Source organism: Kosakonia oryzendophytica (assembly GCF_027886705.1).
GTDB lineage: Bacteria > Pseudomonadota > Gammaproteobacteria > Enterobacterales > Enterobacteriaceae > Kosakonia > Kosakonia oryzendophytica.
On the sequence record NZ_CP115659.1, the window covers coordinates 2623959 to 2644632 of the forward strand.

The window sequence follows — 20674 nt, forward strand, 5'->3', positions numbered from 1 at the left end:
GGGGCACAATGAAATATTTCTATCCTGCCGTTGCTGCTTTGCTTCTTGCCGTTCCCTCTGCTTATGCGGCTGAGTGGGTTTCTGTCTATTCAGGAACAGGCACCGGTTCAGCAACCGCCAATTATGCAACTGAAATTGTTAACGGTAAGAACACTATTTATTACCAGGTGTCTGATTCCGCGCTCAGGAACGCCTGTCTCGAAGCCCGTGCATCTGGAAAAAAAACTTATGAGTCTGTACTTCCAAGTTTTAAGCCTATTTATCCAGATGATGAATGGCAGATTACGCAGGGCAGCGATCTTATTACTGACAACCTCGGTAAATCCGCCAAAATGTACAGCGCGACCTGTACCGTTTCTTTCAGTATTGAGCATCGCGCTGTCACCAAAGATCCTTCGTCTGAAGAAAAGACTCCTGAGCAAATCTGCAAAGCTAAACCGTCCATTCAGAATACCTTTAATAACGTGTCTGAAGGGTTTATCTACTATCAGGGCTGCGAATATGAGGCGACAGGCGTCATTGTCTGCCGTAATGATAAAACCGTTTGCTCTGCAACATGGAAGCCAACAGGTACTGTCGCTCATGAATCAGATACCGAATCGACTCCGCAGGAACATTCAGGCGACACCGGGTCCGGCAGTGACTCAGGCTCCGGCAATACAGGCGAGGGCGGTTCTGGCTCCGGTTCCGGCGGTTCTACTGGCGGATCTGGCACCGTAATTTCTAAGTCCGACATGACCTCAGCCGTTAATGACGGCGTTCGTTCAGCAGCTCCAGTTGTGGCTGATTCCGTCAGGCACAGTCTGACCGAAAACGACACATCCGCAGATGACAAGTCAGATGCCGACTCAAAGACTCAAACCAATATTTCCCGGCTTGAAGACAACCTTAACAACGCAGCCCGTGGTGCCGGTCGCTTTGCCGATCCTGACGGCGGCGGCAAGGCTTTCGGCAATGGTGCCTCTGAAATGGATAACGCAGCTGCTGTTGCAGACAGTCAGCTCAGCATTTCAAAAGACGGTCACGGCGCGTCATGGGAGAGCTTCCTTAACGAGGGTGCGTTACGTCCTCCTTTCCCTACAGGCAACGGCTGCTCACCGTTTGTCATGTTCCCCGGCAATGTTTACCAGATGCAGATTGACTGCGACAAGCTCACCGATATCAAGTCCGTCCTTGCCTGGGCGATGTACTGCCTCACTTTCTGGTTCGCCTTCACTGAGATCACAACGCTTTTACGGGGGAATAAATAATGCCTGCTTTACTCGGTATTCCTGCGCTGCTTCGCTTTCTGATTGGCCTCGTGCCGCTTTGCATTGGCTACGTTGCCAGCTTCCTTGCCCGCCTTGCAACGCGTACCGGTCTCCTTGCAGTGACACTTATCGGTGCGCTGATCACGTTCATTTCTATGGTTGTTCAGTGGCTTGGAGAGGTTGCGTATTCTTATGTTCCGACTGACTACAGCCATTTTCTATCCTCTGTTATGCCTGATGGTACGACGCACTGCATCACCGTAATTATGTCCGTGAAAATCGCCGTCCTGACCTTCGATCTTAAAGACCGGTTTATTTCCATGTCGGATAAGGTGATCTGATGGCCGTTCACGTTGTTACCGGCAAACTGGGTTCAGGTAAAACGCTTGTCAGCGTCAGCCGCATTCAGGATTACCTTTTGAGAGGCCGTCTTGTCGCGACGAACCTTAACCTCAAGCTTCATCATATGCCCCGCGTCGGACGTTTCGCCCGTAAAACACATGTTATCCGCATTCCGGACAAGCCAACGCTTGAAGACTTTCATGCTATTGGCCGCGGAACCACTTCCTATAACGAAGCTGATAACGGGCTTCTTGTGCTCGATGAATGCGGAACCTGGTTTAACTCGCGTAACTGGGCTGATAAATCGAGACAACCGGTTATCGACTGGTGTCTTCACGCACGTAAACTCGGCTGGGACATTATCTTTATTATTCAGGACATTTCGCTCATGGATAAGCAGGCAAGGGAAGCACTTGCTGAACATGTCGTTTACTGCAGAAGAATGGATAAGCTCAATATCCCTGTTCTTGGCACTCTGATGTCACTGCTTGCAAATTCGCGTATTCCTCTTCCTAAGGTCCATTTCGGTATCGTTAAGTATGGCGATAATCCGCAGTCGATAACCGTCGATAAATGGGTTTACACCGGAACAGACCTTTACGCAGCCTATGACACAAAGCAGATATTCACTGCAAATTATGAACATGCCGCATACTGCTTAATTCCCCCGTATTTAACGCACGGTCAGTTTTCAATACCGCAGGATTTTAATTACTATATGAGAATGACGAGAATATTTTTTAAAAGGACAAGCCGCATCTGGCTTATGATTTCATTTCTGGTGTTAGGTGCAGGGATTGGAATGATTTATAAAGCCAGACAATATGACCACGAAAAAGAATTAGCGGAACAGCAGCTAAAGATACAGTCTGCAAGTAAAAAGACTGATATTGCCGATACGCTTCCCCGGCTCTCTATAGACTCTTTCTCCCAGCTCGGATATGACGTTACAGTCAGTTTCAGGGACGCCAAATCAAAAATTTATACCTCTTACGACCTCATAAGCGCAGGCTACAAGATAGATGTGAAAGATGCCTGTCATGTATCTGTTTCCAGAGATTCTTATTTTCAAAACGTAAACTGCGAAGGCTGAAAAATGAATAATCAAATCCGCGACTTTAAATTATTTATTTCGTTGTGCTTAGCTATGCTCTTAATTATTGCATTTAACGTATCTGCTGAGCCTGTCAGCCTGAATAACACGCCTGTACGCGCATTTGTTCAGTGGTATTCGCAGAAAGCCAATAAATCCGTCGTCGTTAATCCTGATGTTAAAGGCAATATTACGGTATTTAATGCTGACGTTAATCAGGCAAATATTGATGATTTCTTTAAGTCGGTGCTTAACTCGAATGGCTTCGTACTGTCAGCAGGCAATCCTGCAGTTGTCACTACTCCGACAAAACTTCCGTCGCAGATTGATAATAATGATGATTACGAGGATCCGGCAGCTTATGATCCGGTTAGTTCTGCTCCCGCAACGGCTGAACAGACTCCTGCTGTTCCTGTCGATTTGACCGTCCGTAATTTCAAACTTACGCGCGTCCGTTCGTCGGATGTTATGCCGCTGGTTAAGATTTTCATTGACTCCAACGGCGGAGGTAATGTGGTTGATTACTCCGGTAATAACAGCCTGGTTGTTTCTGCGTCAGCCTCTATCATGGGTGCGATGACTGACTTTGTTCACTCGATCGATGTGGCACGCGATCAGGTTCTGATTCAGTCACTGATGTTTGAAACTACGCTGACTAACGGCATTGACCTTTCGTTTGCTGCAGGTTCTGCATCCGGCGGGAAGGTGGCGGGGGGCTTTAATACGTCTTCACTCCGTAGTGCATTATCGACTGCCGGAGGCTCATTCGGCATCTTTAACGGCAATATTCTGGCATTATCCCTTCAGGCCGTGAAGAACGATTCGAGTTCCAGGGTGCTTTCAACGCCGCGCATTCTCACTCAGTCCGGGCAGACTGGTTTCATTTCTGTCGGGCAGAACGTCCCGTTTGTGACAGGTAAAGTTACTGGCGAAGCCGCTAACGTGAATAATCCGTTTCAGACGATTGAACGCCGCGATGTCGGCGTGTCACTTAAAGTTACGCCCGTTGTTATGGGCAATGGCCAGCTCGCACTTACCATTGATACGGGGCAGATTCGCTCAGCAACGATACCGCAGCCAGCGACATCATCACGAATCAGCGTCAGATACAAACTACCGTTCAGATAAAGGATGGCCAGACCCTTTTACTTGGCGGCCTGACTGACTCCAGTACTGTTGATATCAACCGTTCCGTACCCTGGTTCGAGAATATTCCCGTCATTGGCTGGCTTTTCCGCAGCAAATCTGACAACAGTAATGAGCGTACGATGTTCGTTCTGCTGACTGCGCATATCATCCGTCAGCTGTGAGATGGCAGGCGGGTGCGTAAGCCCCGCCTGTTATTTCACAGCGATAAGATGGTCTTCGAACTCACAGCACGTCTCCGGTATCTTGTCTCTGCACAGAAATGCGCAGGTAACATCGTGGCAGGACATGTAAACTTATCTGACTTTATGCTTATATTTTTCTCATGAAATATTCAGAGGAAAAGCCATGACTGATGATCGGATGCGAGAACTGCGCCTGAATGCTTTTCGCAAGGCGGGGCTTCCCTCAGACTTGAGGGTTTGGATCCGACCGGCACACCTCTCTATGAGTCGGTTAAGGCGCGTATTCTTTCTGGTGAGATGACTTACGATGAAGGGCGGGCTGAGATACTGAGACATTACCAGAAACAGTTGAACAGTAACTGACATTGGCATGCAATGTTTTTTGGGTTTCCTTATGGCGTTAACTTTTATCGGGTATGAGCTTTACGACATTTTCTAGGTATTCAAATACTTAGAGGATTTATGATGTCCGTAAAGAGCAGGGCGCGTGATCGGCTTCCGGGGGGGCGGCTTAAATCTTATCGCCGCGTTGGTTCACATTTTGCCAGCTGTGCCAGATGGTTTGATAAATCGCCATCCTGGTATCGTAACCTGATGATGACCCGGCCAGAACGCCGTGAAGTCAGGCGGCTTCTCAATCAGTTCTTGCGTGGCCGTGATGCTGACGGTATAGCATTTCCTGTCAGTAACAAGCCGTTTGCATGGTGGTGGTAAATTTTTTAGCCGCTAAAATTCCATGCTTACGGATTTATAGTAAACGCCGGCAAGCGAGATATTTTCGCTTGTCGGGGTTGACCAGGCCACTGCGAGATTAAGTTCAGCCCGTCATCGTCAATAGTGGCCTGGTAACAGGCTCAGCTATAAAACATAATACAAATGAGGGAAGAGAAAATGGCACGCCCGATAGAGAAGATTGAATATGATTTGGAACGAGCGCGACGTGAGCGTGATGCCTGGCAAAAGAATCGTGGCGGCAGCCATCAGTATCAGATGGCGAGTTTAGCTGTATCAGCGCTTGAAAAAGAGCTTTCAGAGGCTGTCAGCGACCAGAACAAGGATGACCATAAAACTCCGGATTCTGTCTGATTCTATCTTGGTGCGCATAATGTGATATGTCGTTATGTTGAAAAGGCCGCTGCGAAAATCTAATCCCGCAGCGGCCTCTTTAGCATAACGCTATTATGCGAACCAATTTTTTTGCTTTATTAACTTTTCAGATGCCAAACCTTCTTTTACGAATCCTTCTATTTTCAGCCAAGAATCAAAATCTTCTAAGTCTTTTGTAGCGTCAGAAATAAACTGGCTAAGTTTATTAACATCGGATAACTCTTTTATGATATAGGCTATTGAACCTTCTGGAGGGTTACTTTTTATATATGCCTCTACAATATCCCCTGTAACTTCATATCTTCCATTCTTTAGCTCTATCTTTGCATCCATAAACCCATTATTAAGCCTATCTATAATAATACGCGTATAATTGGCTTTCATATCCAATGTATCTGAGATTTTTTGCGGGAATTTATTAATGTAGAAGTTTCGCATCATGTCAAAAAGCTCTGAGATCTTTAAGTATTTGTTTCTCATACCAACTCCTTGTTAAAGGTCATAACTCATTGATTTTATGAAAGATGTATCATTTCGCAATAATCATCATCTAATTCTTTAATTTCTATTGGTTTTGGGTTTTCTTGTACGATACCATCGAATATTTTTATATTAGTCCATGAATACCAAGAGTCGGATTCTTTTCTTCCAGAATTTCTTGAATTGTCAATAACGAACAAAATTTTATCTTCGTTGTTAACTCTAGGGCTTATGTCCTTATATTGTCCATTTTCATTTATGACTGCATGAAATTCTGCTTCGATGAAGCTACTTTTCCTGTCTTCCCATATCATCCAGCCGTAAACCACAGATGCTTTATTATTTTTGGCATACTGTTCACAGTTATTGAAGCAATATCCCGCCCGTGAATAATCGACCTTGGTAAGTGGTAAATAAAAAGGGGAGTTATTAATCCCCAATGAATTTATTAGTTTTTTAACTGCGGAATTAATTTTCTTTGGGGTTTTAGGTTTTAATTTTAATTTAACTGACATGCTCACCCATCCTTTTCGTTCAAAATCTGCACAATCTAAAACGTGCAGTGTTGGTAATACTGCACGTTTGTCTCATTCCTGAGACTCAGTCTTTCTTCTTCCCGAAAAGCTCATCCCATTTTCTTGATGTTGTTGCTGTTTGCAAGGCATTCGAAACCCTCCCCAAGCAAAGGATGTCCTCATCATCAAGGGTGCGAAGGTTGTAGATGATGAAGTGAGCCGCCTGAGCCGCATCTTTACTTCTCGTCTCAAAGAAGCGTTTGCTGGAATCGTAGATATCGCTGCTACTGGAGCCAAAAATCAGTTCAAAGATGTCCGTCTGAGTGATTTCAGCAATTTTTTCCAGCTCACTGATTTTCGCATCCCTCTGCGCGTTTGCGATCCGTTTCAGAGTGCCAATGTTGATGCCAGACAGTTCTTCCATCCTTTCGTATGTGAACTTGCCCAAGATCGCTTTTTTTATCCTTTCGGCCCGCTGTAAATCTATGTCTTCTGCCATTTCTTCCGGGTAGCCATTGCTATTGAGGTTGTTGCTCATTCTATCTCCTACTTTTTGTACTCATTTCAAAAGAACAAATATGTCACTTATCCAGTACAAAATCACTTGAGAGGTAAGATCTTGGGTGGTACATTTGTGTGACTGAGTTGGTACTAATAAGTTCTTGACATACCTTCTAGTCACAATACTGTTCTCTGAGGCGATACATGATTGACTGGTTTACCGGGATCCTACCTTGCACACACCGACCATTACCGGCTGGTAGTGTCGTCAGCGTTGATGCTGACGGTGAAGTGGAGTGGGAAACAGTAAAACGGTTGACCGTTCGCGGTTCTTATGAATCCACAATGAAAGTAAGATCTGTTGGATCTGATGGCGAAGGCCGGGCAACACATCTCTATATTGACGGCAATCCATCAAAGTTTTTGCAAGGTCACTCTGTTATCGGTTCCGATGATTTGCAAGGCTTGGTGTTAACTGCTTATGCCAGAATACTTGCATTACTGCATATTCCTCATGATCTTCCATCCTATCGGCAGGTAATGGCAGGGCAATTTAAGATCTCGCGTATCGACATCAACTACATGTATTCATTGTCAACATTAGAAAATGTCCGCGCATGGTTATATGCCGCAGAATTTAAAGCGAAAACTCGCCACGGTCGCGCCTGTGGTAAAGGTGGCACTGTTTACTTAGGAAAAAACTCCCGTCGTTGGAGTTTGAAATTTTATTCAAAATATGATGAACACACATCTGGTAAAAAAGGGCACCAGATGGCAGACGAATTCGTTAAAGCTGGTTTACTGGACTGGTCAAAAGATAAATTACGCATTGAATTAACATTAAGAACAACTGAATTAATTGACTTGAATCTTACGCTTGGCAATAACTGGAACATTGAGACGCCCAATAAATTATTCTCTGACTATGTAGGGAGAATAGAAATGAATCAAAATACTATATTAACCGATGAAAAAATAATTAATCTCCCAAGAAAAATACAGTCTACATATTTGTTGTGGAAGCAGGGCGCTAACATGAAGGAGATGTTACCGAAACCTACATTCTACAGACACCGTAAAGAATTACTCTCTTTCGGGATAGATATTAACTTTTATTGCGAGTCACCGGACTCTAATAACATTGTTCCGTTGGTACGGACCCTTGAGGCCAAACCAGCAAATATCCCATCATGGGTTTATGAGAAAGGTTTGATTTTTGATTATAACCGTATTTCACATGCCGCAAACTGGCAATAAAGAGGAGTGATATGTCTAATTATGGTCTTTTCGTAAAAGGTAAAATGCTTGGTGCTCGCCAGCGTAATAAGCTGAATGGACAGGGATACTATAATGAAATAGGTATTGGACTGGAAATCCCTGATGGATTTGGCGGCACCAAGCAAGACCAGATCATCATTCGTGTATCACAAGCACTTGTGAATTCCGGTTTAATGAATCAGGCAAACAGTCTCATCGGGAAGTTGGTTCAGATCCCCGTATATGTCCGTGTCTGGTCAATGGAAGGCAGGGAAGGTGTAACTTATAACATTTCCTCAGACAGCGGAATTACTGAAATTAAAGGTTAAATAGCTTTTTCTTTTTATATCAGACAACTGTTTCAGGGCCTTCTATGGATTCTGAATTAATTCATGTTGTTATTGGCCTTGGCCTTGTTATTTGCTTTGGCCTCGGCGCGATAACTGCTGGAGTGTTCCGCTGATGGATTATGTTTCTTACTTCATCGGAGCTTATGTGCTCGGCTACTGCCTGTTTTCGGGCATTGCCTATTTTAAAAACTTCTCATCAAAAATTATTTAAGGACTTATTATGCTGCGTTTTTCAGTCTCTTCTTTCAAAGCTAAAGTTGCTACTGCTGCCGTTCTTCTGGCTACCTCTGCCGGTGCTATGGCCGCTGATGGCACAACTACAGATTATACATCTGCTGCATGGAACAGCCTCAAAACATCTGCATCTGACATGGTTGCTGAGGCATGGCCTATTATTACAGCTATTGTCGTTGCGGGCATTGCAATGCGCCTTTTCAAAAAGTTCGCATCCAAAATCTCTTAATTTCTTCTCTGCTTCTGTGGGCGCACTTTTGCGCCCTTTTTTGATCCTGCGGGGCACAATGAAATATTTCTATCCTGCCGTTGCTGCTTTGCTTCTTGCCGTTCCCTCTGCTTATGCGGCTGAGTGGGTTTCTGTCTATTCAGGAACAGGCACCGGTTCAGCAACCGCCAATTATGCAACTGAAATTGTTAACGGTAAGAACACTATTTATTACCAGGTGTCTGATTCCGCGCTCAGGAACGCCTGTCTCGAAGCCCGTGCATCTGGAAAAAAAACTTATGAGTCTGTACTTCCAAGTTTTAAGCCTATTTATCCAGATGATGAATGGCAGATTACGCAGGGCAGCGATCTTATTACTGACAACCTCGGTAAATCCGCCAAAATGTACAGCGCGACCTGTACCGTTTCTTTCAGTATTGAGCATCGCGCTGTCACCAAAGATCCTTCGTCTGAAGAAAAGACTCCTGAGCAAATCTGCAAAGCTAAACCGTCCATTCAGAATACCTTTAATAACGTGTCTGAAGGGTTTATCTACTATCAGGGCTGCGAATATGAGGCGACAGGCGTCATTGTCTGCCGTAATGATAAAACCGTTTGCTCTGCAACATGGAAGCCAACAGGTACTGTCGCTCATGAATCAGATACCGAATCGACTCCGCAGGAACATTCAGGCGACACCGGGTCCGGCAGTGACTCAGGCTCCGGCAATACAGGCGAGGGCGGTTCTGGCTCCGGTTCCGGCGGTTCTACTGGCGGATCTGGCACCGTAATTTCTAAGTCCGACATGACCTCAGCCGTTAATGACGGCGTTCGTTCAGCAGCTCCAGTTGTGGCTGATTCCGTCAGGCACAGTCTGACCGAAAACGACACATCCGCAGATGACAAGTCAGATGCCGACTCAAAGACTCAAACCAATATTTCCCGGCTTGAAGACAACCTTAACAACGCAGCCCGTGGTGCCGGTCGCTTTGCCGATCCTGACGGCGGCGGCAAGGCTTTCGGCAATGGTGCCTCTGAAATGGATAACGCAGCTGCTGTTGCAGACAGTCAGCTCAGCATTTCAAAAGACGGTCACGGCGCGTCATGGGAGAGCTTCCTTAACGAGGGTGCGTTACGTCCTCCTTTCCCTACAGGCAACGGCTGCTCACCGTTTGTCATGTTCCCCGGCAATGTTTACCAGATGCAGATTGACTGCGACAAGCTCACCGATATCAAGTCCGTCCTTGCCTGGGCGATGTACTGCCTCACTTTCTGGTTCGCCTTCACTGAGATCACAACGCTTTTACGGGGGAATAAATAATGCCTGCTTTACTCGGTATTCCTGCGCTGCTTCGCTTTCTGATTGGCCTCGTGCCGCTTTGCATTGGCTACGTTGCCAGCTTCCTTGCCCGCCTTGCAACGCGTACCGGTCTCCTTGCAGTGACACTTATCGGTGCGCTGATCACGTTCATTTCTATGGTTGTTCAGTGGCTTGGAGAGGTTGCGTATTCTTATGTTCCGACTGACTACAGCCATTTTCTATCCTCTGTTATGCCTGATGGTACGACGCACTGCATCACCGTAATTATGTCCGTGAAAATCGCCGTCCTGACCTTCGATCTTAAAGACCGGTTTATTTCCATGTCGGATAAGGTGATCTGATGGCCGTTCACGTTGTTACCGGCAAACTGGGTTCAGGTAAAACGCTTGTCAGCGTCAGCCGCATTCAGGATTACCTTTTGAGAGGCCGTCTTGTCGCGACGAACCTTAACCTCAAGCTTCATCATATGCCCCGCGTCGGACGTTTCGCCCGTAAAACACATGTTATCCGCATTCCGGACAAGCCAACGCTTGAAGACTTTCATGCTATTGGCCGCGGAACCACTTCCTATAACGAAGCTGATAACGGGCTTCTTGTGCTCGATGAATGCGGAACCTGGTTTAACTCGCGTAACTGGGCTGATAAATCGAGACAACCGGTTATCGACTGGTGTCTTCACGCACGTAAACTCGGCTGGGACATTATCTTTATTATTCAGGACATTTCGCTCATGGATAAGCAGGCAAGGGAAGCACTTGCTGAACATGTCGTTTACTGCAGAAGAATGGATAAGCTCAATATCCCTGTTCTTGGCACTCTGATGTCACTGCTTGCAAATTCGCGTATTCCTCTTCCTAAGGTCCATTTCGGTATCGTTAAGTATGGCGATAATCCGCAGTCGATAACCGTCGATAAATGGGTTTACACCGGAACAGACCTTTACGCAGCCTATGACACAAAGCAGATATTCACTGCAAATTATGAACATGCCGCATACTGCTTAATTCCCCCGTATTTAACGCACGGTCAGTTTTCAATACCGCAGGATTTTAATTACTATATGAGAATGACGAGAATATTTTTTAAAAGGACAAGCCGCATCTGGCTTATGATTTCATTTCTGGTGTTAGGTGCAGGGATTGGAATGATTTATAAAGCCAGACAATATGACCACGAAAAAGAATTAGCGGAACAGCAGCTAAAGATACAGTCTGCAAGTAAAAAGACTGATATTGCCGATACGCTTCCCCGGCTCTCTATAGACTCTTTCTCCCAGCTCGGATATGACGTTACAGTCAGTTTCAGGGACGCCAAATCAAAAATTTATACCTCTTACGACCTCATAAGCGCAGGCTACAAGATAGATGTGAAAGATGCCTGTCATGTATCTGTTTCCAGAGATTCTTATTTTCAAAACGTAAACTGCGAAGGCTGAAAAATGAATAATCAAATCCGCGACTTTAAATTATTTATTTCGTTGTGCTTAGCTATGCTCTTAATTATTGCATTTAACGTATCTGCTGAGCCTGTCAGCCTGAATAACACGCCTGTACGCGCATTTGTTCAGTGGTATTCGCAGAAAGCCAATAAATCCGTCGTCGTTAATCCTGATGTTAAAGGCAATATTACGGTATTTAATGCTGACGTTAATCAGGCAAATATTGATGATTTCTTTAAGTCGGTGCTTAACTCGAATGGCTTCGTACTGTCAGCAGGCAATCCTGCAGTTGTCACTACTCCGACAAACTTCCGTCGCAGATTGATAATAATGATGATTACGAGGATCCGGCAGCTTATGATCCGGTTAGTTCTGCTCCCGCAACGGCTGAACAGACTCCTGCTGTTCCTGTCGATTTGACCGTCCGTAATTTCAAACTTACGCGCGTCCGTTCGTCGGATGTTATGCCGCTGGTTAAGATTTTCATTGACTCCAACGGCGGAGGTAATGTGGTTGATTACTCCGGTAATAACAGCCTGGTTGTTTCTGCGTCAGCCTCTATCATGGGTGCGATGACTGACTTTGTTCACTCGATCGATGTGGCACGCGATCAGGTTCTGATTCAGTCACTGATGTTTGAAACTACGCTGACTAACGGCATTGACCTTTCGTTTGCTGCAGGTTCTGCATCCGGCGGGAAGGTGGCGGGGGGCTTTAATACGTCTTCACTCCGTAGTGCATTATCGACTGCCGGAGGCTCATTCGGCATCTTTAACGGCAATATTCTGGCATTATCCCTTCAGGCCGTGAAGAACGATTCGAGTTCCAGGGTGCTTTCAACGCCGCGCATTCTCACTCAGTCCGGGCAGACTGGTTTCATTTCTGTCGGGCAGAACGTCCCGTTTGTGACAGGTAAAGTTACTGGCGAAGCCGCTAACGTGAATAATCCGTTTCAGACGATTGAACGCCGCGATGTCGGCGTGTCACTTAAAGTTACGCCCGTTGTTATGGGCAATGGCCAGCTCGCACTTACCATTGATACGAGGGCAGATTCGCTCAGCAACGATACCGCAGCCAGCGACATCATCACGAATCAGCGTCAGATACAAACTACCGTTCAGATAAAGGATGGCCAGACCCTTTTACTTGGCGGCCTGACTGACTCCAGTACTGTTGATATCAACCGTTCCGTACCCTGGTTCGAGAATATTCCCGTCATTGGCTGGCTTTTCCGCAGCAAATCTGACAACAGTAATGAGCGTACGATGTTCGTTCTGCTGACTGCGCATATCATCCGTCAGCTGTGAGATGGCAGGCGGGTGCGTAAGCCCCGCCTGTTATTTCACAGCGATAAGATGGTCTTCGAACTCACAGCACGTCTCCGGTATCTTGTCTCTGCACAGAAATGCGCAGGTAACATCGTGGCAGGACATGTAAACTTATCTGACTTTATGCTTATATTTTTCTCATGAAATATTCAGAGGAAAAGCCATGACTGATGATCGGATGCGAGAACTGCGCCTGAATGCTTTTCGCAAGGCGGAGGCTTCCCTCAGACTTGAGGGTTTGGATCCGACCGGCACACCTCTCTATGAGTCGGTTAAGGCGCGTATTCTTTCTGGTGAGATGACTTACGATGAAGGGCGGGCTGAGATACTGAGACATTACCAGAAACAGTTGAACAGTAACTGACATTGGCATGCAATGTTTTTTGGGTTTCCTTATGGCGTTAACTTTTATCGGGTATGAGCTTTACGACATTTTCTAGGTATTCAAATACTTAGAGGATTTATGATGTCCGTAAAGAGCAGGGCGCGTGATCGGCTTCCGGGGGGGCGGCTTAAATCTTATCGCCGCGTTGGTTCACATTTTGCCAGCTGTGCCAGATGGTTTGATAAATCGCCATCCTGGTATCGTAACCTGATGATGACCCGGCCAGAACGCCGTGAAGTCAGGCGGCTTCTCAATCAGTTCTTGCGTGGCCGTGATGCTGACGGTATAGCATTTCCTGTCAGTAACAAGCCGTTTGCATGGTGGTGGTAAAGTTTTTAGCCGCTAAAATTCCATGCTTACGGATTTATAGTAAACGCCGGCAAGCGAGATATTTTCGCTTGTCGGGGTTGACCAGGCCACTGCGAGATTAAGTTCAGCCCGTCATCGTCAATAGTGGCCTGGTAACAGGCTCAGCTATAAAACATAATACAAATGAGGGAAGAGAAAATGGCACGCCCGATAGAGAAGATTGAATATGATTTGGAACGAGCGCGACGTGAGCGTGATGCCTGGCAAAAGAATCGTGGCGGCAGCCATCAGTATCAGATGGCGAGTTTAGCTGTATCAGCGCTTGAAAAAGAGCTTTCAGAGGCTGTCAGCGACCAGAACAAGGATGACCATAAAACTCCGGATTCTGTCTGATTCTATCTTGGTGCGCATAATGTATATTATGTTAAATAGCATGAAGTAATGAACGGCACCGTTATTAGGCATTGATTCTCCCTCAATCAGCCCGTTATCGGGTTTGCCTCTCCTGCCGTTCTTGCCTTTCTATGTTCGGTACACGTTCTGCATGGCAATCTCTATGCACAATGGATTCTGGTCTTACTGTGACCGGCGGCGTCCCTTCCGCCTGGATCGCAATCAACATATCAATGCCCGCGTTAGGATGCAGAACGCAATACCCATTCAATCGTATCTTTAAGCGGCCCGGTAATTTGCCCCTGATCAAACCGTTGATAAGCATCATTCAGGAGATTGATATTGATATCCCAATTAATTCCAATCGTCTGATTAACACCAGGGCCAACACTCAGGTTTGTTTTCCCATTTGAAAATATATGAATATGGGGATATTTTGTCGCATCAGGAGGATTTCCGATAAAAGTCCCCTTATCGTTATCCGCTTTAACACAGCCATTTTGTTTTGCCGCCTTTGCAAAATCAGCAGTGCTTATATCCTCATCGGGTTTGCACATAATTCACCTTTACGATTTAAAAATGAAGATGCCCGAAGACAGAATATTACTGTTATCACTTCTGCCTTTCGGACATGGATTAACAGCAAGACGCATAAAAAATACTGCCTCTATTTAACAACTCGGATTAACAGTCCATGTTCCATCGATGTTATAAGAGACATCAAAGGTGGTTTCACCCCCTGTGGCATCACATAACGCCGCGGTCAATGATGAACTGGTGAAATTCATCACGGTCCCGGCCTGATATGACCCGGTTTGAATGTAATATTTAAGGATCGGCTGACAGTCCAGATTCTGGTTGGGAAGCACAGTGGTAAAGTTAGATAACACCACCGAACCATCCGCCAGCTGTACCGCCGATCCCGCGTTGATATTGGTTAGATTCGGGTTAAATACCGGCGAAACAATGCGGAATGACCCTGCCTGCGCAGTGGTGTCAGCCACCGGAGCGCTGAGTCCAAATGGGCTCAACGAAAGCGTTGTTGAGTTATTTTGCGCATTGCTGGTTGTCGCTGGTGTCAGATCGACTGCACGAATAGCAGATAAAAATCCAGATTGTTGCCCTACCACCGGCGGGGTATTACTTTGCTGAGCGCCAGCATAAAACTGCATATTAATCAGAAAAGTATAAGTACTACTGCTGGAAGAATAAGGTGCCAGAGAAATATTCTGGATACTATTTGAATACACATGACTTCCGCCGATATATACAGCGGGCTCCTGGAAAAAGAAAAAATCCAGCAGGGTGTTACTCTGATTTGTCAGATTAAATCTAATTAAAGTACTCATGATGTAATTCCTTATTGCTTAGGTAGTGTAATTTACAAATATCTTGAATATTATATATAAAATATATTTTATTTTTTTTATTCCATAGGCTTACCCCCTTATTATGAAAAGGATATATCTTTGCTAAGTTAAAAATAAAATACGAGCGGCTATTTTGCAGTCAATTTAAATTAATAGTCACATTAGAATACAACACAAACTAATTTCCAGATCGTTACGATCAATTGTGCTAATGGGTAATGTATACCCACACCGAGACAGGCCTCCCCTGCCCCGCATGTAAGACCGGAACTTCACAGATTTTATGAAGATAAGAGATTTTGCTCTGGCAGAATAAAATCCAGAACCGATGTGGAGGGTACCACTTGTTATGGATCCCAAGGATCCATTAAATATTTATGACATGCGTAGTGTCACCGTCAAAAAAGCGCACTACGTTATCGAACGCAGCCCTGAAATAGAGTGCGTAACTCTCCTTTTCCACATAGCCTAAATGCGGTGTGCACAACACGTTGGGCAGCTTTAAAAAAGGGTTATTGGGATCGTAAATGGGTTCATGCTCATAGACATCGAGGGCCGCGAAGCCGGGTCGCCCTTGAATCAACGCATCATAAAGCGCACCTTCGCGGACAAGTTCAGCACGGCTGGTATTCACAAATAAGGCATCAGTTTTCATCAATGACAAATCCGCCGGGGTAATGTTGCCCTCGGTCTCCGCCACCAACCGCTGATGAACAGTTAGCACATCGCAGGAAGCAAAAAATTGCTCCCGGCTAACGGGTACGTGTAATCCGGCAGATCGGGCCTCTTCCTGCGCGCGTTTGCTCCCCCACACCTGGACGTTCATACCAAATGCCGTTGCATAGGTAGCAACACGTTTGCCAATTTTTCCGTAGCCCAGAATACCCAGCGTCTGGTTATTCACCGCACTGCCAATATCTGTTTGCCAGCGACCGGCTGCCATGGCGTTTACGGATGGGATTAATTTTCTTCGCGATGCCATGATCAACAACCAGGTCAATTCTGCCGGTGCAATCGGTGACCCCGAGCCCTCAACAATCGCAATCCCCGCTTGTGTGCAGGCGGTAATATCAACATTCCGCGCCAGCTTACCAGTCTGGCTGATCACTTTGAGGTTAGGTGCACGACGCAGAAATGCCGCATCAACCACGGTTCTTTCACGGATCAGGATTAATGCTTCGGCATCCGCTAATTGCTTCTCCGTTTGCGGATCTTTACTCATGTCACCCAACGCAACGCAGTGAAACCGCGCATTCTGGTGTAAAAAATCGAGATGCGCGGTTGCAAATTGATAGTCATCGGGTATTAAAATAGTAATAGCCATCGGGTAAAGATTCTCCTTAAATGTAGGGATAATCAATGTCATCAATTATCGTGCGACAAATAAGGATTTAATTCAATACAAATTAACCAAATACCTCACCTTACCTGCAGTAATAACGCAGAAAGGTGAGGTTAAAAATATGACTTATCGTGCATGAGCTTATTTATTTAACCCCAGAATGGCTATGGTGTTGGTGCATATACTGTTTTCACGTCATGACCATAATCATACTGCTGAAGTGGCGTCCAACCATCAGGCTGAAGATGATAGTCTCCTACGATGACCACGAAATATGTTTGAGATTTCGTCTCCGAAAAACTATTCACAAAGAAGTTAATATTCTCTGCTTGCCCGTCCTGTCTTTTCTTCGAGGTTGGCCCGCCCGCAGCATCAAAACCGTATGCCTTGTAACTGTCATGCCATACGGCATTGAGCGTTGTTGCATCTTTACCGTCGGGTTTATCTTCGAGGATAGTATCCAAATCCTCCGCAGTTATCCCATTTTTAGCGTCAAATGGCACCTCCAGCAGCAGGACAAATGGCGCTTTACCTATGCTTTTCGAAACCGATTCCCAGCCGGTGGTTATCCATCCATCGGTATCATGATCATCGCCTATAAAAAATATTGTCTTTCCCATTATCTTTTCCTTATTTACCTATTACCGACGAGACCTTTAATTTCTCAATAAAGGTCATTTATTTCAGATTGCTTTCTGAAATTCTCAAGTAAAAATTGCTGTCACGACCTGGGAAAATTGCAGAAAAATAATATTCTCCTGAATTAACACACAGGATACGGATAAAGACTTTTGGCAGGTCGAGTATAACACTCATGATAAAAATTAGACTGCCAACTTAAAAATCTCAATTTCATTGCTGATCTTTTTTGTAAAGATCAATTAATCCACGGGCATAGGAAATAATGGAATTATTATTCTTGCTACAGAATATATCAGGAATAAACGGCATAAAAAAAGCCGACAACATCGCTATTGTCGGCTTTGATCATTTACTGGAGCGATCAGGCGTGCAATTGCATCCCGCACGCGGTCACACTTGCCAGCAGAACTTTTACGTCTTCCAGGCATACCGTCGGGTTCAGCAAGGTCAGTTTCAGGCAAGTGACGCCATCCGCTTCCGTGACACCCACGTTTGCACTGCCTGACGCCAGCAGCGCATCACCGATACGTTGATTCAGTAACGCAACAGCAGAAATATCGAGGTTTTCCGGGCGGAAACGGAACAGAACACTGGCCAGTTGCGGCTGCATAACCAGTTCCAGCAGCGGCTGTTCAGCCACGAACTGCGCAACCTGCTGCGCCAGCGTCACACCGTTATCAATGATTTCGGCATACTGCTTTTTACCCAGTGCTTCGAGACCCATCCACAATTTCAGGGCATCAAAACGACGCGTTGTTTGCAGTGACTTCGACACCAGGTTCGGTACGCCGTGCTCTTCGTCAAAGTCAGAGTTCAGGTACGCGGCCTGGTAGCGCATCAGTTGGTAATGACGGGCATCTTTCAGCAAGAAAGCGCCACAGCTGATGGTCTGGAAGAACTGTTTGTGGAAGTCCAGGGTGACGGAATCCGCTAACTCAAGACCATTCAGGAAGTGACGATACTTCTCAGAGAGCAGTAACGCCCCACCCCATGCTGCATCAACATGCATCCAGATCTGGTGTTCGGCCGCCAGTGCAGCGATCTGCGCTAATGGGTCGATCGCACCTGCGTCTGTGGTCCCGGCGGTAGCAACAATTGCCATCACCTGCTCACCGTTGGCTTTCGCCTCCGCCAGTTTCGCCGCCAGATCGTTAACATCCATGCGCGAGAATGCATCGGTTTTCACCAGCGTAACGGACTGATAACCCAGCCCCATCAGCGCCATGTTCTTCTGCACCGAGAAGTGCGCATGTTCAGAACAGAGTACTTTGATTTTGCTGAGATTACCGGTCAGACCGTTCTGCTGAACCGAGTGCCCCTGGCGTGCAAAGAACGCATCGCGCGCCAGCATCAGCCCCATCAGGTTGCTCTGCGTACCACCGCTGGTGAAGACCCCGGCATCGCCCGCCTGATATCCGACCTGCTCACGCAGCCATTCAATCAGTTTGATCTCAATGATCGTAGCTGAAGGACTTTGATCCCATGAATCCATGCTCTGGTTGGTGGCGTTGATCAACACTTCCGCCGCCTGGCTGATCACCAGGCTCGGACAGTGCAGGTGCGCCACGCATTGCGGATGGTGAACAGACAGGCTGTCTTTGAGGAAATACTCAACGGCGCGCTCAATGGCGGCCTGGTTACCCAGGCCCTCAGAGGTAAACGCTAAATTGATACGCTCACGCAGTTGTTCAACGCTCTTGCCCTGATACATCTCAGGTTGTTGCAACCACTGAACCACCGCTTTGGTGCTTTGCTCAATGGCGTCCTGATAGGCGGCAATACTCTGCGCAGAACCGGACAGAATCGGATTTAAATCAGACATGCACTCTCCGATTAAACAGGCTTAACGCCAGCGCCCAGCAGTGCGCTTTCAAATTTATCGAGGAACACTTCCAGCTCTGCATTGGTGATCAGCAGGGATGGCAGCAGACGCAGTACGCAACCGTTACGGCCACCGCGTTCCAGAATCAGGCCCGCTTCGAAGCATTTTTTCTGCAACAGTGCAGAAAGTTCGCCATCAGCCGGGTAGCAACCCAAGTGATCCTTCGCTTCGTTCGGTTTAACGATCTCAATACCAATCATTAAACCCAGACCGCGCACGTGACCAATCACCGGGAAACGTTTTTGCAGTTCCGCCAGTTTGCCTTTCAGCCACTCGCCCTGAATGGCGACTTTATCGGCAATACGCTCTTCTTTCAGGATTTTCAGCGTGGTCAGACCGGTAGCCATCGCCAGCTGGTTGCCACGGAACGTACCGGTGTGGTGACCCGGGGCCCAGGCATCGAACTGTTTTTTGATACCGAGGACAGCCAGCGGTAAACCACCACCAACGGCTTTGGACATCACGATGATGTCCGGCTCAATGCCTGCGTGCTCAAAGGCAAACAGTTTACCGGTACGCGCGAAACCAGCCTGCACTTCGTCGAGGATCAGCATAATGCCGTGCTCTTGCGTCACCTTACGGATACGCTGCAGCCACTCAGCCGGTGCCGGGTTCACACCGCCTTCGCCCTGCACTGCTTCGAGGATCACTGCCGCCGGTTTGCGTACACCGCTTTCAACGTCGTTGATCAGGTTTTCGAAGTAGTAAGTTAATGCTTTAACGCCAGCTTCGCCGCCAATGCCCAGCGGGCAACGGTACTGATGCGGATAAGGCATAAACTGCACTTCCGGCATCATGCCGTTTACTGCTTCTTTCGGCGACAGGTTGCCGGTAACGGAAAGCGCGCCGTGCGTCATCCCGTGATAGCCGCCAGAGAAGCTGATCACGCCAGAACGGCCTGTCACTTTCTTCGCCAGCTTCAGCGCTGCTTCAACAGCGTCCGCACCGGACGGACCGGTAAACTGCAGGCAGTACTCTTTGCCCTGACCCGGCAACAAGGACAGCAGATAAGAGGAGAACTCATCTTTCAGTGGGGTAGTCAGATCGAGCGTATGTAACGGTAAGCCACTGGTAATGACACTTTGAATGCTTTGAAGCACCTCAGGATGATTATGACCAAGCGCCAGAGTCCCTGCGCCCGCCAGGCAGTCAAGATACTGCTTATTCTCAACATCGGTGATCCAGACGCCCTGCGCTTTGGCTATAGCCAGCGGCAGCTTGCGTGGATAGCTCCTGACGTTAGATTCAAACTCAGCTTGTCTTGCTAAAAAGGTTTCATTGCTCTGCGGTAATGAATTAGCACTCAAAGTATCAATACGGACTTTATCCGTCATCATATCACTCCTACAACCGGGAGTATGTTTAACACCGGGTTGAATAAAAGGTTTAAGGGGGGCCTACAAAAAACGCGGCTAATATATGTTGTTTTAGCAGCGGACTCAATATTTTATTTTTATAAAATCCTTCACAAAATTTGCGTTTAAAATCAACAAATAACAACAATAACGATCACCTGAAATATTTTTTTTCATTGGTTACAGGCAAATCGTAAGGAAAATATCGATTCAGCGGGTTAAATCACTTACTATGCCCCGC

The 20674-nt window shown here is 46.5% G+C and carries 27 protein-coding genes; 18 read left to right on the forward strand and 9 right to left on the reverse strand.

What is annotated here, in order from left to right:
- The first annotated feature begins 8 nt into the window (after positions 1 to 8).
- From O9K67_RS12735 to O9K67_RS12765, 7 genes are all read left to right on the forward strand, one after another.
- Positions 9 to 1250 (forward strand): hypothetical protein, encoded by a 1242-nt coding sequence (locus O9K67_RS12735; protein WP_061495791.1) that lies wholly within the window; start codon positions 9 to 11, stop codon positions 1248 to 1250.
- Positions 1250 to 1591 carry a DUF5455 family protein gene (locus tag O9K67_RS12740; protein WP_061495789.1) on the forward strand — a complete coding sequence of 114 codons (342 nt, stop codon included), beginning with the start codon at positions 1250 to 1252 and terminating at the stop codon, positions 1589 to 1591. The genes O9K67_RS12735 and O9K67_RS12740 overlap by 1 nt, the downstream gene beginning before the upstream one ends.
- Positions 1591 to 2685 (forward strand): zonular occludens toxin domain-containing protein, encoded by a 1095-nt coding sequence (locus tag O9K67_RS12745; protein ID WP_061495788.1) that lies wholly within the window; start codon positions 1591 to 1593, stop codon positions 2683 to 2685. The genes O9K67_RS12740 and O9K67_RS12745 overlap by 1 nt, the downstream gene beginning before the upstream one ends.
- Before the next feature lie 3 nt (positions 2686 to 2688).
- Positions 2689 to 3813: a secretin N-terminal domain-containing protein gene (locus O9K67_RS12750; RefSeq protein ID WP_271044595.1), complete on the forward strand. Its 1125-nt coding sequence runs from the start codon at positions 2689 to 2691 to the stop codon at positions 3811 to 3813.
- Positions 3810 to 3995, forward strand: a complete 186-nt coding sequence (locus O9K67_RS12755) for a hypothetical protein (protein WP_271044671.1) — start codon at positions 3810 to 3812, stop codon at positions 3993 to 3995. Before O9K67_RS12750 ends, O9K67_RS12755 begins: the two co-directional genes overlap by 4 nt.
- 486 nt (positions 3996 to 4481) lie before the next feature.
- Complete coding sequence (locus O9K67_RS12760; RefSeq protein WP_071890016.1) at positions 4482 to 4730, forward strand: hypothetical protein; 249 nt, start codon at positions 4482 to 4484, stop codon at positions 4728 to 4730.
- A gap of 177 nt (positions 4731 to 4907) precedes the next feature.
- Positions 4908 to 5102, forward strand: a complete 195-nt coding sequence (locus O9K67_RS12765; RefSeq protein WP_061495781.1) for a hypothetical protein — start codon at positions 4908 to 4910, stop codon at positions 5100 to 5102.
- Between the two features lie 93 nt (positions 5103 to 5195).
- Here O9K67_RS12765 and O9K67_RS12770 read toward each other — a convergent pair whose 3' ends face one another.
- The 3 genes from O9K67_RS12770 to O9K67_RS12780 form a co-directional block, all read right to left on the reverse strand.
- On the reverse strand, positions 5196 to 5603 hold the full coding sequence (locus tag O9K67_RS12770; protein ID WP_061495806.1) for a hypothetical protein: 408 nt from the start codon (positions 5601 to 5603) through the stop codon (positions 5196 to 5198).
- A gap of 35 nt (positions 5604 to 5638) precedes the next feature.
- A complete protein-coding gene (locus tag O9K67_RS12775) occupies positions 5639 to 6118 on the reverse strand; it encodes a hypothetical protein (protein ID WP_061495802.1) in 480 nt (159 codons plus the stop codon).
- A gap of 85 nt (positions 6119 to 6203) precedes the next feature.
- Positions 6204 to 6656 carry a hypothetical protein gene (locus O9K67_RS12780; RefSeq protein WP_061495800.1) on the reverse strand — a complete coding sequence of 151 codons (453 nt, stop codon included), beginning with the start codon at positions 6654 to 6656 and terminating at the stop codon, positions 6204 to 6206.
- A gap of 167 nt (positions 6657 to 6823) precedes the next feature.
- On the opposite strand from O9K67_RS12780, the gene O9K67_RS12785 reads away from it, so the two are divergent.
- The 11 genes from O9K67_RS12785 to O9K67_RS12835 all read left to right on the forward strand — a co-directional run bounded on the left by O9K67_RS12785 (position 6824) and on the right by O9K67_RS12835 (position 13842).
- Positions 6824 to 7876 (forward strand): phage/plasmid replication protein, II/X family, encoded by a 1053-nt coding sequence (locus tag O9K67_RS12785; protein ID WP_061495798.1) that lies wholly within the window; start codon positions 6824 to 6826, stop codon positions 7874 to 7876.
- Between the two features lie 11 nt (positions 7877 to 7887).
- Positions 7888 to 8205, forward strand: a complete 318-nt coding sequence (locus O9K67_RS12790) for a DNA-binding protein (RefSeq protein WP_061495796.1) — start codon at positions 7888 to 7890, stop codon at positions 8203 to 8205.
- 44 nt (positions 8206 to 8249) lie between these two features.
- Positions 8250 to 8339, forward strand: a complete 90-nt coding sequence (locus tag O9K67_RS24760) for a tail virion protein G7P-2 (protein ID WP_148654710.1) — start codon at positions 8250 to 8252, stop codon at positions 8337 to 8339.
- Between the two features lie 6 nt (positions 8340 to 8345).
- Positions 8346 to 9989 carry an attachment protein gene (locus O9K67_RS12800; RefSeq protein ID WP_456298809.1) on the forward strand — a complete coding sequence of 548 codons (1644 nt, stop codon included), beginning with the start codon at positions 8346 to 8348 and terminating at the stop codon, positions 9987 to 9989.
- Positions 9989 to 10330 carry a DUF5455 family protein gene (locus O9K67_RS12805; protein WP_061495789.1) on the forward strand — a complete coding sequence of 114 codons (342 nt, stop codon included), beginning with the start codon at positions 9989 to 9991 and terminating at the stop codon, positions 10328 to 10330. The genes O9K67_RS12800 and O9K67_RS12805 overlap by 1 nt, the downstream gene beginning before the upstream one ends.
- Positions 10330 to 11424 (forward strand): zonular occludens toxin domain-containing protein, encoded by a 1095-nt coding sequence (locus O9K67_RS12810; protein ID WP_061495788.1) that lies wholly within the window; start codon positions 10330 to 10332, stop codon positions 11422 to 11424. Before O9K67_RS12805 ends, O9K67_RS12810 begins: the two co-directional genes overlap by 1 nt.
- Before the next feature lie 3 nt (positions 11425 to 11427).
- Positions 11428 to 11847, forward strand: coding sequence for a hypothetical protein (locus O9K67_RS12815; protein WP_271044596.1), 420 nt, complete (start codon positions 11428 to 11430; stop codon positions 11845 to 11847).
- A 44-nt stretch (positions 11848 to 11891) separates the two neighbouring features.
- A complete protein-coding gene (locus O9K67_RS12820) occupies positions 11892 to 12734 on the forward strand; it encodes a hypothetical protein (RefSeq protein WP_271044597.1) in 843 nt (280 codons plus the stop codon).
- Positions 12735 to 12918: 184 nt separating this feature from the next.
- Positions 12919 to 13119, forward strand: coding sequence for an antitoxin VbhA family protein (locus O9K67_RS12825; RefSeq protein ID WP_061495784.1), 201 nt, complete (start codon positions 12919 to 12921; stop codon positions 13117 to 13119).
- Positions 13120 to 13221: 102 nt separating this feature from the next.
- The gene (locus tag O9K67_RS12830) at positions 13222 to 13470 is read left to right on the forward strand and encodes a hypothetical protein (protein ID WP_071890016.1); all 249 of its coding nucleotides are present in this window, start codon (positions 13222 to 13224) and stop codon (positions 13468 to 13470) included.
- Positions 13471 to 13647: 177 nt separating this feature from the next.
- The gene (locus tag O9K67_RS12835) at positions 13648 to 13842 is read left to right on the forward strand and encodes a hypothetical protein (RefSeq protein WP_061495781.1); all 195 of its coding nucleotides are present in this window, start codon (positions 13648 to 13650) and stop codon (positions 13840 to 13842) included.
- Between the two features lie 242 nt (positions 13843 to 14084).
- Here O9K67_RS12835 and O9K67_RS12840 read toward each other — a convergent pair whose 3' ends face one another.
- The 6 genes from O9K67_RS12840 to O9K67_RS12865 form a co-directional block, all read right to left on the reverse strand.
- On the reverse strand, positions 14085 to 14399 hold the full coding sequence (locus O9K67_RS12840; RefSeq protein ID WP_061495779.1) for a hypothetical protein: 315 nt from the start codon (positions 14397 to 14399) through the stop codon (positions 14085 to 14087).
- A 114-nt stretch (positions 14400 to 14513) separates the two neighbouring features.
- The gene (locus tag O9K67_RS12845) at positions 14514 to 15191 is read right to left on the reverse strand and encodes a hypothetical protein (RefSeq protein WP_061495778.1); all 678 of its coding nucleotides are present in this window, start codon (positions 15189 to 15191) and stop codon (positions 14514 to 14516) included.
- Positions 15192 to 15579: 388 nt separating this feature from the next.
- A complete protein-coding gene (locus tag O9K67_RS12850; RefSeq protein ID WP_061495776.1) occupies positions 15580 to 16536 on the reverse strand; it encodes a D-2-hydroxyacid dehydrogenase family protein in 957 nt (318 codons plus the stop codon).
- Positions 16537 to 16718: 182 nt separating this feature from the next.
- Positions 16719 to 17174, reverse strand: coding sequence for a hypothetical protein (locus O9K67_RS12855; RefSeq protein WP_061495774.1), 456 nt, complete (start codon positions 17172 to 17174; stop codon positions 16719 to 16721).
- Between the two features lie 383 nt (positions 17175 to 17557).
- Entirely contained in the window at positions 17558 to 19018 is a 1461-nt protein-coding gene (locus O9K67_RS12860) for a pyridoxal phosphate-dependent decarboxylase family protein (protein ID WP_061495772.1), read from the reverse strand.
- A gap of 11 nt (positions 19019 to 19029) precedes the next feature.
- A complete protein-coding gene (locus O9K67_RS12865; RefSeq protein WP_061495770.1) occupies positions 19030 to 20415 on the reverse strand; it encodes a diaminobutyrate--2-oxoglutarate transaminase in 1386 nt (461 codons plus the stop codon).
- Positions 20416 to 20674 lie beyond the last annotated feature (259 nt).

What these genes read in the sequence shown, in the direction of transcription:
- O9K67_RS12760 (WP_071890016.1), top strand. Translation starts at nt 4,482, where the DNA reads ATGTCCGTAAAGAGCAGGGCGCGTGATCGGCTTCCGGGGGGGCGGCTT.
- O9K67_RS12825 (WP_061495784.1), top strand. Translation starts at nt 12,919, where the DNA reads ATGACTGATGATCGGATGCGAGAACTGCGCCTGAATGCTTTTCGCAAG.
- O9K67_RS12845 (WP_061495778.1), bottom strand. Translation starts at nt 15,191, where the DNA reads ATGAGTACTTTAATTAGATTTAATCTGACAAATCAGAGTAACACCCTG.
- O9K67_RS12810 (WP_061495788.1), top strand. Translation starts at nt 10,330, where the DNA reads ATGGCCGTTCACGTTGTTACCGGCAAACTGGGTTCAGGTAAAACGCTT.
- O9K67_RS12850 (WP_061495776.1), bottom strand. Translation starts at nt 16,536, where the DNA reads ATGGCTATTACTATTTTAATACCCGATGACTATCAATTTGCAACCGCG.
- O9K67_RS12745 (WP_061495788.1), top strand. Translation starts at nt 1,591, where the DNA reads ATGGCCGTTCACGTTGTTACCGGCAAACTGGGTTCAGGTAAAACGCTT.
- O9K67_RS12855 (WP_061495774.1), bottom strand. Translation starts at nt 17,174, where the DNA reads ATGGGAAAGACAATATTTTTTATAGGCGATGATCATGATACCGATGGA.
- O9K67_RS12840 (WP_061495779.1), bottom strand. Translation starts at nt 14,399, where the DNA reads ATGTGCAAACCCGATGAGGATATAAGCACTGCTGATTTTGCAAAGGCG.
- O9K67_RS24760 (WP_148654710.1), top strand. Translation starts at nt 8,250, where the DNA reads ATGGATTCTGAATTAATTCATGTTGTTATTGGCCTTGGCCTTGTTATT.
- O9K67_RS12865 (WP_061495770.1), bottom strand. Translation starts at nt 20,415, where the DNA reads ATGATGACGGATAAAGTCCGTATTGATACTTTGAGTGCTAATTCATTA.
- O9K67_RS12800 (WP_456298809.1), top strand. Translation starts at nt 8,346, where the DNA reads ATGTTTCTTACTTCATCGGAGCTTATGTGCTCGGCTACTGCCTGTTTT.
- O9K67_RS12765 (WP_061495781.1), top strand. Translation starts at nt 4,908, where the DNA reads ATGGCACGCCCGATAGAGAAGATTGAATATGATTTGGAACGAGCGCGA.
- O9K67_RS12830 (WP_071890016.1), top strand. Translation starts at nt 13,222, where the DNA reads ATGTCCGTAAAGAGCAGGGCGCGTGATCGGCTTCCGGGGGGGCGGCTT.
- O9K67_RS12750 (WP_271044595.1), top strand. Translation starts at nt 2,689, where the DNA reads ATGAATAATCAAATCCGCGACTTTAAATTATTTATTTCGTTGTGCTTA.
- O9K67_RS12805 (WP_061495789.1), top strand. Translation starts at nt 9,989, where the DNA reads ATGCCTGCTTTACTCGGTATTCCTGCGCTGCTTCGCTTTCTGATTGGC.
- O9K67_RS12820 (WP_271044597.1), top strand. Translation starts at nt 11,892, where the DNA reads ATGCCGCTGGTTAAGATTTTCATTGACTCCAACGGCGGAGGTAATGTG.
- O9K67_RS12740 (WP_061495789.1), top strand. Translation starts at nt 1,250, where the DNA reads ATGCCTGCTTTACTCGGTATTCCTGCGCTGCTTCGCTTTCTGATTGGC.
- O9K67_RS12790 (WP_061495796.1), top strand. Translation starts at nt 7,888, where the DNA reads ATGTCTAATTATGGTCTTTTCGTAAAAGGTAAAATGCTTGGTGCTCGC.
- O9K67_RS12775 (WP_061495802.1), bottom strand. Translation starts at nt 6,118, where the DNA reads ATGTCAGTTAAATTAAAATTAAAACCTAAAACCCCAAAGAAAATTAAT.
- O9K67_RS12860 (WP_061495772.1), bottom strand. Translation starts at nt 19,018, where the DNA reads ATGTCTGATTTAAATCCGATTCTGTCCGGTTCTGCGCAGAGTATTGCC.
- O9K67_RS12770 (WP_061495806.1), bottom strand. Translation starts at nt 5,603, where the DNA reads ATGAGAAACAAATACTTAAAGATCTCAGAGCTTTTTGACATGATGCGA.
- O9K67_RS12735 (WP_061495791.1), top strand. Translation starts at nt 9, where the DNA reads ATGAAATATTTCTATCCTGCCGTTGCTGCTTTGCTTCTTGCCGTTCCC.
- O9K67_RS12780 (WP_061495800.1), bottom strand. Translation starts at nt 6,656, where the DNA reads ATGAGCAACAACCTCAATAGCAATGGCTACCCGGAAGAAATGGCAGAA.
- O9K67_RS12785 (WP_061495798.1), top strand. Translation starts at nt 6,824, where the DNA reads ATGATTGACTGGTTTACCGGGATCCTACCTTGCACACACCGACCATTA.
- O9K67_RS12835 (WP_061495781.1), top strand. Translation starts at nt 13,648, where the DNA reads ATGGCACGCCCGATAGAGAAGATTGAATATGATTTGGAACGAGCGCGA.
- O9K67_RS12815 (WP_271044596.1), top strand. Translation starts at nt 11,428, where the DNA reads ATGAATAATCAAATCCGCGACTTTAAATTATTTATTTCGTTGTGCTTA.